General features: G+C 41.0%; 12 protein-coding genes. 4 read left to right on the top strand and 8 right to left on the bottom strand.

Annotated elements, in window-relative coordinates; translation table 11 throughout:
* Nucleotides 1–116: 116 nt before the first annotated feature.
* The 5 genes from parC to BMZ58_RS16400 form a co-directional block, all read right to left on the bottom strand.
* Nucleotides 117–2,570 (bottom strand): DNA topoisomerase IV subunit A, encoded by a 2,454-nt coding sequence (parC, locus tag BMZ58_RS16420; protein ID WP_075037644.1) that lies wholly within the window; start codon nucleotides 2,568–2,570, stop codon nucleotides 117–119.
* A 14-nt stretch (nucleotides 2,571–2,584) separates the two neighbouring features.
* Nucleotides 2,585–4,567: a DNA topoisomerase IV subunit B gene (gene parE, locus BMZ58_RS16415; RefSeq protein WP_425268669.1), complete on the bottom strand. Its 1,983-nt coding sequence runs from the start codon at nucleotides 4,565–4,567 to the stop codon at nucleotides 2,585–2,587.
* A 377-nt stretch (nucleotides 4,568–4,944) separates the two neighbouring features.
* Nucleotides 4,945–5,358, bottom strand: a complete 414-nt coding sequence (locus tag BMZ58_RS16410; RefSeq protein ID WP_075037643.1) for a CoA-binding protein — start codon at nucleotides 5,356–5,358, stop codon at nucleotides 4,945–4,947.
* Nucleotides 5,359–5,368: 10 nt separating this feature from the next.
* Nucleotides 5,369–6,895 carry an ABC transporter permease/substrate-binding protein gene (locus tag BMZ58_RS16405; protein ID WP_075037642.1) on the bottom strand — a complete coding sequence of 509 codons (1,527 nt, stop codon included), beginning with the start codon at nucleotides 6,893–6,895 and terminating at the stop codon, nucleotides 5,369–5,371.
* Nucleotides 6,892–7,962 (bottom strand): ABC transporter ATP-binding protein, encoded by a 1,071-nt coding sequence (locus BMZ58_RS16400; RefSeq protein ID WP_075037641.1) that lies wholly within the window; start codon nucleotides 7,960–7,962, stop codon nucleotides 6,892–6,894. The genes BMZ58_RS16405 and BMZ58_RS16400 overlap by 4 nt, the downstream gene beginning before the upstream one ends.
* 308 nt (nucleotides 7,963–8,270) lie before the next feature.
* Here BMZ58_RS16400 and plsY point away from each other — a divergent pair, with 308 nt between their 5' ends.
* The 4 genes from plsY to BMZ58_RS16380 all read left to right on the top strand — a co-directional run bounded on the left by plsY (nucleotide 8,271) and on the right by BMZ58_RS16380 (nucleotide 10,588).
* On the top strand, nucleotides 8,271–8,855 hold the full coding sequence (plsY, locus tag BMZ58_RS16395) for a glycerol-3-phosphate 1-O-acyltransferase PlsY (RefSeq protein ID WP_075037640.1): 585 nt from the start codon (nucleotides 8,271–8,273) through the stop codon (nucleotides 8,853–8,855).
* A 170-nt stretch (nucleotides 8,856–9,025) separates the two neighbouring features.
* Nucleotides 9,026–9,958 (top strand): GTP cyclohydrolase FolE2, encoded by a 933-nt coding sequence (folE2, locus tag BMZ58_RS16390; protein WP_075037639.1) that lies wholly within the window; start codon nucleotides 9,026–9,028, stop codon nucleotides 9,956–9,958.
* A gap of 9 nt (nucleotides 9,959–9,967) precedes the next feature.
* On the top strand, nucleotides 9,968–10,213 hold the full coding sequence (gene yidD / locus BMZ58_RS16385; protein ID WP_075037638.1) for a membrane protein insertion efficiency factor YidD: 246 nt from the start codon (nucleotides 9,968–9,970) through the stop codon (nucleotides 10,211–10,213).
* 84 nt (nucleotides 10,214–10,297) lie between these two features.
* Nucleotides 10,298–10,588, top strand: coding sequence for a HesB/YadR/YfhF family protein (locus BMZ58_RS16380; RefSeq protein WP_075037637.1), 291 nt, complete (start codon nucleotides 10,298–10,300; stop codon nucleotides 10,586–10,588).
* A gap of 36 nt (nucleotides 10,589–10,624) precedes the next feature.
* Here BMZ58_RS16380 and BMZ58_RS16375 read toward each other — a convergent pair whose 3' ends face one another.
* The 3 genes from BMZ58_RS16375 to BMZ58_RS16365 are packed head-to-tail and all read right to left on the bottom strand — an operon-like array spanning nucleotide 10,625 to nucleotide 13,620.
* Complete coding sequence (locus BMZ58_RS16375; protein ID WP_075037636.1) at nucleotides 10,625–10,933, bottom strand: hypothetical protein; 309 nt, start codon at nucleotides 10,931–10,933, stop codon at nucleotides 10,625–10,627.
* Entirely contained in the window at nucleotides 10,933–11,358 is a 426-nt protein-coding gene (locus BMZ58_RS16370; protein ID WP_075037635.1) for an acyl-CoA thioesterase, read from the bottom strand. Before BMZ58_RS16370 ends, BMZ58_RS16375 begins: the two co-directional genes overlap by 1 nt.
* 3 nt (nucleotides 11,359–11,361) lie before the next feature.
* Nucleotides 11,362–13,620 (bottom strand): AAA family ATPase, encoded by a 2,259-nt coding sequence (locus BMZ58_RS16365; protein WP_075037634.1) that lies wholly within the window; start codon nucleotides 13,618–13,620, stop codon nucleotides 11,362–11,364.
* Between the last annotated feature and the right edge of the window lie 156 nt (nucleotides 13,621–13,776).

Raw genomic sequence — 13,776 nt, 5'->3', positions numbered from 1 at the left:
TTACCACCTTCAATTTAAATTCCTTACTATACTTTGCCATACAAAACACCCCGGAAGTTAGATTTTTTTACTCTAACTTCCGGGGTGCACTACCTGATAAGAGCTGCTTTTTATTGTTATTCTTTTGCTTCCTGTTCAAAAGGTACCTCATACGTCGGTTTGATCCAGGCCTCTTTCACTCGGCCTTTTTGCTCTGTATCAAGGACGTAGGATCCATTGCTATAACGGTCGTTCGCTTTGAAGTCCATGGCATTCACTTCCAAGCATTCTTCTTTGTCTGTCATTAACACCACTTGATCCTCACGGGTTACCAAATGGACATCCACTAACTGGTGTGGATTCTTCTTCAATTCTCTTAACATGATTACGCCTCTTTTGGCTCTCGTTGTCCGCTCGAATTCCTTCAATCTCATCCGCTTAACCGCTGCCCGATGGGTCGTAAGGAGAATCGAAGGGTCATTCTCCGCCCGGAATACTTGTCCAGATACGACTTCGTCATCTTCTTTCAGGTTAATGGCCTTCACTCCAGCGGCTCGTTGGCCGACCGTGTTGACGTCCTCTTCATGGTACCACAGACCATAAGCTTTGTTAGTAGCAATGAAAAGATCTGCGTTTCCATCAGTCAAATGTACATCGACTACTTCATCATCGTTTTTCAAATTAATAGCCACCAATGCTTTGGAGTGGCGTTGAGCTTGGTAAAGATTCAATTCGCTTTTCTTCACCATACCGTTTTTTGTAAAGAAGATAAGGTATTGATCTTCCTTGAATTCCCGGATAGGAATCGCTTCGACGATAAATTCATCCTTTTCAACCTGGACGATATTTGAAATATATTGACCCAGGTCCTTCCAACGAATATCCGGTAACTTATGAACAGGTAAGTACAAGTATTTTCCTAAATTCGTGAAAAGTAGGATGGTATCCGTTGTGTTGACTTCATAGAGACCTAAGAGATGATCTCCATCCTTGATGGCGAAATCTTCTCCGTTAGACGCCGCATAAGAGCGGAGACTAGTGCGTTTAACATAACCATCTTTCGTTATGGATACTAGAACGTCCTCACTGGCTACAGTCACTTCAAGGTCGACCTTCAGCTCCTGGACTTTTTCTTCTATCTTTGTCAAGCGATCATCATTATACTGCTTCTTCATCGAACGAAGATCTGCTTTGATGACTTTTAACATTTCATTTTCACTTGATAATAGTTTTTCTAAATACTCGATTTGCTTTTGTAATTCATCCGCTTCTTTTTGAAGGGCTGTAATGTCCGTATTCGTCAAACGGTATAATTGCAAGGTAACAATTGCTTCCGATTGATCTTCTGAAAAATTGTATTTAGCGATTAATTGCTGCTTTGCATCCGCTTTGTCTTTCGAACTACGAATCGTTGCAATCACTTCGTCCAGGATAGAAATCGCTTTGATTAAGCCCTCTACGATGTGTGCGCGATTTTTGGCTTTATTCAAATCGAAAATGGATTGTCTAGTCACCACTTCTTTTTGGTGCTTAATGTAAGCTTCCAACATCATCGGAAGATTCATGAGGCTTGGAGTCCTATCATGAATCGCTACCATATTGAAGTTATAGGAAATTTGCAGGTCCGTATGTTTATAGAGATAGTTGAGGACCCCTTCACTGTTGGCATCCTTCTTCAAATCAATGACGACACGCAAGCCCGTACGATCCGTTTCGTCCCGCACTTCAGCAATACCTTCGACTTTCTTGTCAATTCGAAGTTCATCCATTCGTTTGACCATGCTTGCTTTATTAACGTCAAATGGAATCTCATCTATGACGATTTGTTCCCGGCCACCTCGCTGTTGTTGAATGTCTGCCCTTCCTCTTAGAACAATTTTCCCTTTACCAGTCTCATATGCTTTTTGAATTCCATCTACACCTTGGATCACACCGCCGGTCGGAAAATCAGGACCTTTTAATTTTGTCATAAGCTCCGGCACCGTAGCTGAAGGTTTATCGATCTTCATTATCACAGCATCAATGACTTCCCCAAGATTATGGGATGGAATCTCTGTTGCATAACCAGCTGATATCCCCGTCGCCCCATTGACTAGGAGGTTAGGGAATTTTGCTGGTAAGACGGTCGGTTCTTCGATCGTATCGTCGAAGTTGGGAATGAATTCGACCGTTTGCTTTTCAATATCCCTCAGTAATTCAGAAGAAATTGCTGAAAGCCTTGCTTCCGTATAACGCATCGCAGCGGGAGGATCTCCATCGACACTCCCGTTATTTCCATGCATTTCTACCAGCGTCTTCCGTACTTTCCATGTCTGACTTAACCTTACCATTGCATCATAAACGGAGGTGTCCCCGTGTGGGTGATAGTTACCAATAACTGTACCGACCGTTTTAGCTGATTTCCTATAAGCCTTTTCATGTGTGTTTTTCTCTTGATGCATCGCATATAAAATACGACGCTGGACTGGCTTAAGGCCATCCCTGGCATCAGGGAGGGCACGTTCCTGAATAATATATTTACTGTATCTTCCGAAGCGGTCTCCGAGCACCTCTTCTAATGGTAAATCTAAAAACTTTTCTACCTCTGCCAACAGAAGGTCCCCCTTTACGTCTGAATTTTATCGTTTTCTAGAATATTCGCTTCGTCTTCAAGACCGAATGCGACGTGGGATTCAATCCATTTACGGCGAGGTTCCACTTTATCTCCCATCAGTGTCGTCACCCTGCGTTCTGCACGTGCGATATCATCGATTGTGACACGAATCAATGTCCGTGACTCCGGATTCATCGTCGTTTCCCAGAGCTGATCTGCGTTCATTTCACCTAGACCTTTGTAGCGCTGGATTGAATAACCATTCTTAAACTCTTTCAATATCTTTTGCATACCGTCTTCACCCCAAGCGTATTCTACTTTTTCTTTCTTTCCTTTTCCTTTTGAAACCTTGTAGAGGGGTGGTAGCGCAATGAATACTTTCCCTGCCTCTACAAGAGGTCTCATGTATCTATAAAAGAAAGTCAAAAGCAGAACTTGAATATGTGCACCGTCCGTATCGGCATCTGTCATGATAACAATTTTATCATAATTACAGTCTTCCAGGGTAAAGTCGCCACCGACTCCTGCGCCTATGGTATGGATGATCGTTGATATCTCTTCGTTTTTGAAGATGTCCGCGATTTTAGCCTTTTCTGTATTAATGACTTTCCCTCGTAATGGCAAAACAGCCTGGAACTTTCTATCTCGCCCTTGTTTGGCTGACCCGCCAGCAGAATCCCCCTCGACAAGGTATAATTCATTCTTTTGGGCATTCTTTGATTGGGCTGGTGTCAGCTTCCCACTTAAGAGTGTATCTTTGCGCTTTCTTTTTTTCCCTGAGCGTGCATCTTCCCTCGCTTTTCGAGCTGCTTCCCTGGCTTCTTTTGCCTTGATCGCTTTTTTGATCAACATGGAGGCAACATCCGGGTTTTCTTCCAGGAAATACGACAGTTGTTCTGCTACTACACCATCAACAGACGAACGTGCCTCAGAGGTTCCTAATTTACTTTTCGTCTGCCCTTCAAATTGAAGAAGTTCCTCAGGAATCCTGGCCGAAATAACAGCTGTGAATCCTTCCCTGATATCGTTTCCTTCTAAATTCTTATCTTTCTCTTTTAAAAGCTGTGTTCTTCGAGCATAATCATTGAATACTCTAGTGATAGCAGTTTTGGCACCTGATTCATGTGTCCCTCCATCTTTTGTCCGTACGTTATTCACGAAGGAAAGGATATTTTCTGCAAACCCATCATTGAATTGAAAAGCAAAATCTACTTCGATGCCCGCTTGGCTTCCTTCGAACGATACCACCTGATGGAGAGTGTCTTTTTCTTCATTTAAATATTCCACAAAGGAAACGAGACCATCATCATACTGGTATTCTTCTTTGACTGTTTCATTCCGCTCATCAATTAAGATAATACGAAATCCTTTTAACAAGAAAGCCGCCTCTCTTAAACGTTCCGAGAGCGTTTCGAAATTGAATTTTATAACAGAAAAGATAGTTGGATCAGGCTTAAAACGGATGGTCGTTCCGGTTTTCCTAGTCGTTCCTTTATTTTCTAAAGAAGTGACAGGTACACCACCATTTTCAAACCTTTGATAATACTTTTCGCCATCCCTGCAAATATGGACTTCTAACCATTCCGATAAAGCATTCACTACGGAAGCTCCTACTCCATGCAGCCCACCAGAAGATTTGTAACCGCCCTGTCCAAATTTCCCTCCGGCATGCAGAACAGTCAAAATGACTTCTGGTGTCGGTTTCCCGGTCTTATGCATTCCAGTCGGCATACCTCTTGCTTCGTCTTGTACCGATACACTACCATCTTTATGGAGCGTGACAGTCATTTGTTGGCCGAATCCAGACAATGCCTCATCGATCGCATTATCTACAATTTCATGGACCAGATGGTGGAGGCCTCTGTGGTCCGTAGACCCAATATACATCCCCGGTCTTTTCCGAACTGCCTCCAATCCTTCCAGTACTTGTATTGAATCATCTGAATACGTTTGATTTTGACTCGACAATTTTCCATCGGCTCCTTTCTCTTGCACACCAATACTTCTATAATAGAACAAACGTTCGATTGTGTAAACGAATCATTCTAATGTCCTTATAAACCACGATATGCACAAGTCAATCAACGGAGTGGAAGAATCTCCACCCAGTTGATTGGCTTATGACCTTGCTGGAAGTCAGGACGGTCAGCTGAAAAGGTTGATTAAGTATTATAGTCTCTACACTAAGATATAATTATTAAACATATATATCGGCTGATTTCGCTTACAAAGCCTACGTTTTCCTGTCTGTAAAAAAACGTTGCTTGTTATATTGTAGCGATTTTATAAGCTTTCGCAAACATAATTCTGCCAAAAAACATGAAAAAACCCCTGAGGAGTCAGGGATTTTTTCAACAAATCTGTTCATTCACTTAACGATAAATTGCATGGGCAACTTTAATACATAAGTCCATGATAACAAGGATTGAAGTGTCTTTTAGTATATCCTGAGCACCTTCGTGATACACTCCTTGTTGAGCCCAAAATGCCTTCGGCTGGATTTTTTTCGTTTCCTCCGCAATCTTCGGCAAATATTCTGATCTTCGGAAGACATTAACGATATCTACAGGTTCTTTTATATCACTAAGACTTGGAACTGCTTTCTCACCTAAAACTTCGGTGACTTCCGGATTAACCGGGATGATTTTGTAGCCAGCTCTCTGCATAGCTTCACTGACTTGAAACGACGTCCGATGAGGTTTGTCTGAGAGACCCACTACAGCAATCGTTTTTGAATTCGCCAATAAATCCTTCACTTTTTCATTGGATGGATTCTCAATATTCATAATCAACCTCCTATTCTTCAATCAGTCCTTCATTAATAAGATACTCACGGGCAACTTCTTCAGGAGATCGATCTTCAAAATCGACCTCATAATTCATTTCCCTCATTTTATCTCCTGTAATCTTTCCTCCTAATTGGTTCAATGCATCTTCAATTTCCGGATATCGATCCAGTGTTTCCTGTTTCATCAAAGGAGCACCTTGATACGGTGGAAATAAATTTTTTGGATCTTCTAAGACAGTCAGATTCAAATCGACCATATAACCAGATGTTGCATATGCATCAATGATATCCACATCCCCACTTGAGATGGCACCTTGTCTTAAGCCCGGGTCCATTGTACGGACTTCTCCAAGATCAAGGTTATAAACTTCTTTCATCCCTTGATAACCGTCTTGACGATCATTGAACTCTAGAGTGAATCCTGCGGTTATTTGATTTTCAACTGGCTTTAAGTCACCAATGCTTTCTAGATCATAGCGTTCTGCAAGCTCCTGCGTGGTCGCAACCGCATAAGTATTATTGAATTCCATTGGTTCTAAGAAAGCCATATCAAAGGTCTCAGCCATCCCTTCTTTAGCTTGCTGATAAACCTCCTGAGGGTCATTACTGGTCGCTTCCTCATCCAGTAAAGAAACGATCGCTGTACCTGTAAACTCTGGATAAATGTCAATACTGCCTTCTTGCAATGCACTAAATACCAGATCTGTTTTTCCTAAGTTCTTTTGTAAACCAACAGACAAATCGGTTTCTTCTTCGATTAAAAGCTTGTACATATTAATCAGAATGGCAGGTTCGGCACCTAATTTGGCACCAATAGTTATATCATTCTTCACTTTACCTCCAAAAGCCAATGGTCCTACAGCAATTAACGCAGCAATCACTAATAAACTTACAAGGGACCGAAAACCTGACTTAGCGGACGTTCGTTCGAACAAGCGGAGGATAAGATCAAGAATTATTGCTAATAATGCAGCAGGTATTGCTCCTAGTAAAATCAGGTTTACGTCTCCGCCTCGATCCAGACCGAGAAGGATTAAATCACCAAGACCACCAGCGCCGATTAAAGCAGCAATTGTCGTTGTCCCAACAATCAAAACCATGGATGTTCGGATCCCGGCCATAATCACCGGCATTGCGATAGGAAGTTCGACTTTTGATAATCGCCTGAATGACTTCATTCCCATCCCTGTAGCCGCTTCTTTCAAAGCTGGATCTACTTCTTTGATTCCTGTATAAGTATTCCTAAGGATAGGAAGTAATCCATAAGCAGCTAAAGCTATAATTGCAGGAGTCTGTCCAATTCCGAAAAATGGAATGAGAAATGCTAATACTGCTAAGCTGGGAATTGTCTGCAAAACGGCCGTCGCGCCTATAATCGGCTCTGCTATGCGGTGTTTTCTTGTCAACCAAAGTCCAAGTGGAACGGAGATCAGGGTTGCAATTACTAATGCGATAATAGAAATTTGTAAATGCTCCCATATCTTCTCCCAGAGAATGTCTTGTCTTTGGGAAAATACATTCATAAATCCAATCATAACTGGGAAACCTCCTCTACCTTGTTACTTTCACTTTCCTTAAGATAGAGGACAATATCCCTGTAAGACAAAGTACCGATCAAGCGGTCCTCTTTAACCACTGGAAGCAAACTGTGACTTTCACTCTCAAATACTTGGACGGCGTCGCGCAGAATCATATCATTAGATAATGCCGGGGACTGCACACGCTCTCCGTTTTTAATAATACCTTCATAGGTGCCATCCGCATTCTTCAAGGCAAATGTCCCTTCTAAAACCACCCGTCCTTTTTCAAATTCCTCAACGGTGAGGATTTTATTATTTGTGTAATCAATAATGACATCAACAGCAGTCTGCCAGGGCGTCTTTCTACTACCTATGAAATCTTTTACAAACTCGTTTGCAGGATTCAATACTAAGTTTTGAGGTGTATCCAGCTGTACGATTTCACCAGCTTTCATCAAACAGACCCGGTCTCCTAATGCAAGGGCTTCGTCCATATCGTGGGTAACAAATACTATCGTTTTCTTAATTTCCTGTTGTAAGTTACGGATATCTTTTTGCAACTGTTCCCGACTAATAGGATCCAATGCACTGAAAGGCTCATCCATCAGAATGATGTCAGGGTCTGCTGCCAGGGCTCTTAGGACCCCGACCCGTTGTTGCTGACCACCAGAGAGTTCGCCCGGCTTCCTTTTCCGGTGCTTTTCCGGGTCCAGTCCAACCATATCCATCAACTCATCAATACGACTGGATAATTCTTTCTTCTTCCATTTTTTCATTTCTGGTACTACAGATATATTTTCTTCCACTGTCATATGTGGGAAAAGTGCAATTTCTTGCAAAACATATCCAATATTCCAACGCAACTCATGAATGTTATAATCTCTGATATCTTTATTATGTATCAAGATTGTTCCTTCTGTCGGTTGGATCAGTCGATTGATCATTTTCATTGTAGTGGTTTTTCCGCAACCACTCGGGCCGATCAAAGCCAACAATTCACCTTCTTGGACCTGTAGGTTAATATTTTTCAACGCAGTGGTCCCGTCCTGATATGTTTTCGTCACATCAGTGAATGTAATCATGTTCTTCCCCCTAAACAATAAAATAATAAAACATAGTTCTATATCCACATTTTCATAATACGAAACATATTGCAAAGATAAGGTCTTTTTATTATTTTCAACTAATCGCTCCACCATTCTTGACGTTTAATAGGAGAAATCCTTGTCACCAGGTACTAAATTGGTATAATAGGATATTGTCTAGGGTTTTCACTTCATATAACGAATTCCTTATATGGGAAAACAGGATTCCTCAGTGTGGAAATACTAGTTCTTAATCTATCATCCACATGATAAAATAGAAGAAAGTCACAAAGGAGATGAACTTATTGGAATACTTTTTATACATCCTGATCGCCTATCTCCTCGGGTCTATCCCATCCGGTTTAATTGTAGGTAAAATTGGTTATAACACGGATATTCGCGAGCACGGAAGCGGAAACTTAGGCGGAACGAATACGTTCAGAGTCTTAGGTGTCAAAGCCGGGCTCATCGTTACAATTGCTGACATCTTGAAAGGAACAATGGCAGCTTCTTTACCCTTTTTCATGGGTGCAGAAGAAGTTTATCCTCTCGTCATAGGGATATTTGCAGTAATCGGGCATATGTACCCTGTTTTCGCAGGATTTAAAGGTGGAAAAGCTGTGGCGACATCAGGAGGAGTGATCCTTGGTGTAAATCCAATTATTTTTCTCGTATTAATTTTGTCCTTCTTCATTATTCTATATTTGAGCAAATATGTATCCTTATCTTCCATGGTGTCTGGTATTATTGGGATTATAGCCACATTAGTCGTAGGTGATTACGGACTGACGATCATCATTTCCTTGTTCACTATTTTTGTGATCTACCGTCATCGGACAAATATTAAACGAATTATCAATAAAACCGAGCCTAAAATTACATGGATGTAAGCTTAACAAGCTATACCGATACCATGTGTTGATAGTCTATCCAGCAAAAGGATAGGCTTTCTTTTATGGTGCATTATATAAAAGCATAGATGGTCAAGCATTCCATTGTATAAACGGAAATACATATTGTATACTTTGACATAGAAAGAAGGCCGAAAGGAGTCTTTATTATGAATAAGACAGATTTAAATCAAATTAAAAAACTACCGTCCAAAAAAGAAAGACATAAATTATTCGGTTCCATTGAGCCGGGGCCACGTACAAAACCGGTCGAAAAAGATCAAATGGCCGATTTGCAAAACTCTAAAAAGGATTTCTTGTTTGATATTGATATGGTAGGGATCTCTAATGTGAAACACCCGATTCGTATTCCAAGTCAACTAACCCCGGAAATTCAAACAACGATCGGCACGTTCTCTTTCGGTTCTTCCATTTCACAGGGAAGCAAAGGAACAAATATGAGTCGCTTCACAGAACAGTTAGACAAGTACCATAATGAAGGTTTTGCTGTAGACATCGCTACGCTAAAACAATTCACGGAAGAATTAGCGGGGCGCCTGAAGCAGTCCGATGCCGAGGTGGAAGTAACTTTCCCCTGGTTCTTTGAGCGTAAAGGACCATACTCGAATTTAACAGGCATGAATCATGCAGATGCTACAATCAGGGTGGAATATGATGTAGAAACGGGACATGATATAACCGTTACATTAACAGGAAAAATAACGACCCTGTGCCCTTGTTCGAAAGAAATCAGTGAATATAGCGCTCATAACCAACGGGGAAATGTGACAATGTCCGTTAAGTTGACGGATGACTTTGACGAACAGGACATTGATTGGAAGACTGCACTACTAGAAGCAGCAGAAAGTAATGCGAGTGCACGAATCCACCCTGTACTCAAACGACCAGACGAAAAAATGGTGACAGAACAGGCTTATGAAAACCCACGATTTGTAGAAGACATTGTACGGCTAGTCGCAGCAGACCTATACGAATACCCATTTGTTGAATCTTTTACCGTCCATTGCCGGAATGAAGAATCCATTCATCTGCATGACGCTGTAGCCACATTGAGCTACGATAAAAAACAGGAAGAAAAATAAAAAATAATCATGAAACACTTCATGATTGCTTTGATTCGATTTTACAGAAAAGGCATCAGTCCATTCTTTCCGGCCTCCTGTCGTTTTCAGCCGACATGTTCAGAATATGGATTAGAATCCTTTCAACGTTTCGGTTTTTTAAAAGGAAGTTATTTAACAATTAAACGCATATTAAAGTGCCATCCCTTTCATCCGGGAGGATTCGACCCTGTGCCATCAAAGCAAGTAAGCAAAAATACTGACGAGTCTAGATGAAAAACGGAATATCTAAAAAACGTTTAAATTCCGAGGATTCCGGTAACAAGATAACACATGAAGCCATATACAGGAGTTGAGCACATGAATTTGAATGTAACAGAAGAAGCAGCAAAATGGTATGAGGAAGAGTTAGACATCGATGATACAACGGACTTGAGGTTTTATGTCCGATATGGTGGGTCCGGTGGCCTGCAACCAGGTTTTTCTCTTGCTATCAAATTGGAAAAACCAGCTGAACCTATAGCAGAAACAACGATCGGGAACATTCATTTCTTTATCGAAGCGGACGATGAGTGGTATTTCGACCAACATTCTTTAGAAGTCTCCTATGATACAAAATGGGAAGAACCTTCCTTTGAATATAAAAAATAATGAAAGTTAACAAAAATAAGACGCCGCAATGGCGTCTTATTTTTTCTCCAGTCGAAATCGATGGATTTGATTCCAACAACCTTCTTCTTTAAGAATTTGCAGCTGTCTATCGCCAAACAGGTCAAAGTGCGGATAGTGTGGATCTCTATGAATCCACTCTGGTGCTAATCCGTAACTTCTTCCCCATTCCTTTAGTTTATCAATATTACTACATCCAACTTTTGTAACAGTATCACAACCAGGAAAGCGTTCATCCAGCCAAAAGTGTGTTAATATAGCGATGTTTCCTTTTCGCACATTCGTCTTCCATGTTCTTAGTTCTTCTTTTTTCACCCCAAAAGCCATTAAGCTTCCTGCTCCATAGCAGATACATACGCTTCATGCCATTCTGGAAAACTGCGGCGAATAGAGACCGGCTTGAAGCTGTCTTTCTTGACGATGACATGTTTTGTCTCACCACAAACAGCAACTTCTCCTGCATGATCGACAATTTCATAACCATAGGCCACACGCAATCCATCATACATATGCACCCATGTCTTTACATAGACATCGTCCCCATATCGTACTGGTTTTTTAAAGCTGACTTGGGCATCAATAACCGGAGAGACTACCCCTTGATTCTCCATCTCAGAATATTTAAAACCCAGTCCCTCTATAAAAGCTGTACGGCCTATTTCAAACCACACTAAATAGTTGGCATGATACACAACGCCCATCATATCTGTTTCTTGATATCTGACTTGAATCGGTGTTTGGGTGACTTTCATTTATCAGGACTCCCTTCGGATCATGTTCCAGGCTTTTTCTAAATCTTCAAGTTTTAATTCATTCATATCACCAGCTTCATCGCTCATAATTCGGATGGCTTGAAACTGTATTGCCTCATTGACAAGATTATTAATAAAACGCCCATTTCCTCGAGTTTTGTGATTTCTATACTTTTCTAACAAGAAAGATTCTGCCCACTCATTGAAATGATAACCATATTGCATAGCTTGGTAATGTGTCATTTCTATCAGTTCATCTTCTGTATAATCGGGGAAGTGAAAATACTTTTTGAATCTTGAAGATAGTCCAGGATTGCTTTCTACTAATTGTTCCATCTCCCGTTGATAGCCAGCTAAGATTACAACAAGATTTTCGTTATGTTTGGTCATCTCATCGACAAGGGTCTCAATAGCTTCCTTTCCAAAGTCATCCCGTCCACCTTTATAAAGGGAATAAGCTTCATCAATGAATAAAACCCCTCCGAGTGCTTCTCGAATTTTCTTCTTTGTTTTTATCGCCGTTTGTCCGACATAACCTGCAACAAGGTCACTCCTCGAGACGACGACTGTGTGTCCCCGCTTTAGTAAACCACACTCTTTCAAAACATCAGCATAGATATCTGCGACAGTTGTTTTACCTGTTCCTGGATTACCAGAAAAAACAGAATGCAATTGGATGGGTACAACGGGATATCCTGTTTCCTTCCTTTTCTGTTGCGCCTGAACAAAGGAAGAAAGTTTCCTCACTTCTTCTTTCACATTCGTAAGACCAATCAGTTCATCTAAACGCTCCATTGGTGATTGTACCTCATCATCCGAAATGTTTTCCCAGTCAAGGTCCTGCGTGGAAATGCGCATATGATCAAGCCAGTGATGCTTGTCTCTTTCCGCTTCTTGAGCTCCTTTTTGAAAAACGGTCTTTAAAACAAGGTTCTTTACAGTTCTGGCATTCCCGAAGGATTCATCCACCCGTTCTTTATCAATTAAAGAAGCAAATTCTTTTAATGCAGGTCGTGTAAAGAAGAAATCATTATCCATAGCGGTTTGCTCTGCAATAGTCAGCAGTTCTTCCATTTGATAATCCGGCAATTCGATATGATTCTGCTCAGGAAAACGGCTGCGCAAACCAGGATTAGACCATAAAAACTGTCGCATTTCTTCTGGATATCCGGCTAAAATAACTGCAAACTTCCCACCATAATCTTTACTTGTCATTGCGGATACTAATGTGTCGATGACAGCTTGTCCATAGTCGTTCCCAGTTTGACCTTCACGCTTCAAACTATAAGCTTCATCGATGAAAAGCACTCCACCAATCGCCTGTTTCACGTAGTTCATTGTGTTCTCTTCACTTTGGCCCACATAGGACCCAACCAAGTGAGAACGGTTTACTTCCACGACTTCTTTTGTATCTAAAATGCCAAGTTCGTGATATATGTTTGCAAGCAGACGGGCAATGGTAGTTTTTCCTGTACCTGGATTTCCTGTAATGATCATATGTAACCCAGGTTCATCCACCATTGAAAAGCCATAGCTTTTTCGCTGTTGTTGATAGCGTAAAAAATGATAATAATGACGAATGTATGTTTTTACATCCTTTAACCCTACCATATGATCGAAGGCTTCCAGCGGGTTTTGAAACGATTGATCTGTTAGAAAAGTTGGTAAGCGTTTATAAATCTCATCCTGGTTATCGGATAAACGTCTTGTCCTATCATTTATTTCTTTCACAGGAATACGGATACGACGATTTTCAATCGAAGAAATAGCATCTTCCAATATCTCTAGTAAATCATTCAACTCTACATAAACATCTTGATAAAGTTTCAAACGGCTGGACGCATCGATGATCGTTTTATGAGCGAGTTCTTCATCCCACTGCTGGATTAGATAACTAACATCTGAATAGATTGATTTTGCTTTTTTTGCTTTCGCTGAGTCATGATCCGTCTCATGCAGGACCCATTGTTCTAATGGTGTGTTTTTTAAAATGGTATAAGCACGCAATAACTGCTGGGACTCATAAAGCTCGGTGACTAATGGATGGTTTGGATCAAGAACTTTCGCTTCATCAATGAATTGTTCTGCCAGACGATCCTGACCTGGGTGTCGTTTAATTCGATGATAAGCTAATATCACATAAAGCAGGGCTTTTCCCTCTTTTTCTTCAAATTCGTATTCATCCATATATCTAAGCGCCTCGACCTCTGATATCGGTGGCGGGTGTTCTAAACTGTTCCATTCTTTCAATTGTTCTAACATCTACATCACTTCCTTTTCTTCGCGTTATTCATTTTATCATAGACGAAGTTGAATGTAGATGAAGATGCATGGAGGGGACGCCTTCTTAGTACAGTAAACGCTGATCCTTTACTGAGAGAAGAGGTATAAGGAAAAACCGCTTCTTCGAAAAGAAGC

Source organism: Halobacillus dabanensis (assembly GCF_900114165.1).
In the GTDB taxonomy this organism is placed as follows: Bacteria; Bacillota; Bacilli; order Bacillales; family Halobacillaceae; genus Halobacillus; species Halobacillus dabanensis.
Note: the sequence above shows the minus strand (reverse complement) of the source record. Positions and strands in the feature narration are given on the sequence as shown.

Excerpts from the sequence above, each read along its gene's own strand:
- BMZ58_RS16410 (WP_075037643.1), bottom strand. The coding sequence starts at position 5,358 with ATGAATATTGAGAATCCATCCAATGAAAAAGTGAAGGATTTATTGGCG.
- BMZ58_RS16405 (WP_075037642.1), bottom strand. The coding sequence starts at position 6,895 with ATGATTGGATTTATGAATGTATTTTCCCAAAGACAAGACATTCTCTGG.
- BMZ58_RS16400 (WP_075037641.1), bottom strand. The coding sequence starts at position 7,962 with ATGATTACATTCACTGATGTGACGAAAACATATCAGGACGGGACCACT.
- folE2 (WP_075037639.1), top strand. The coding sequence starts at position 9,026 with ATGAATAAGACAGATTTAAATCAAATTAAAAAACTACCGTCCAAAAAA.
- yidD (WP_075037638.1), top strand. The coding sequence starts at position 9,968 with ATGAAACACTTCATGATTGCTTTGATTCGATTTTACAGAAAAGGCATC.
- BMZ58_RS16380 (WP_075037637.1), top strand. The coding sequence starts at position 10,298 with ATGAATTTGAATGTAACAGAAGAAGCAGCAAAATGGTATGAGGAAGAG.
- BMZ58_RS16375 (WP_075037636.1), bottom strand. The coding sequence starts at position 10,933 with ATGGCTTTTGGGGTGAAAAAAGAAGAACTAAGAACATGGAAGACGAAT.
- BMZ58_RS16370 (WP_075037635.1), bottom strand. The coding sequence starts at position 11,358 with ATGAAAGTCACCCAAACACCGATTCAAGTCAGATATCAAGAAACAGAT.
- BMZ58_RS16365 (WP_075037634.1), bottom strand. The coding sequence starts at position 13,620 with ATGTTAGAACAATTGAAAGAATGGAACAGTTTAGAACACCCGCCACCG.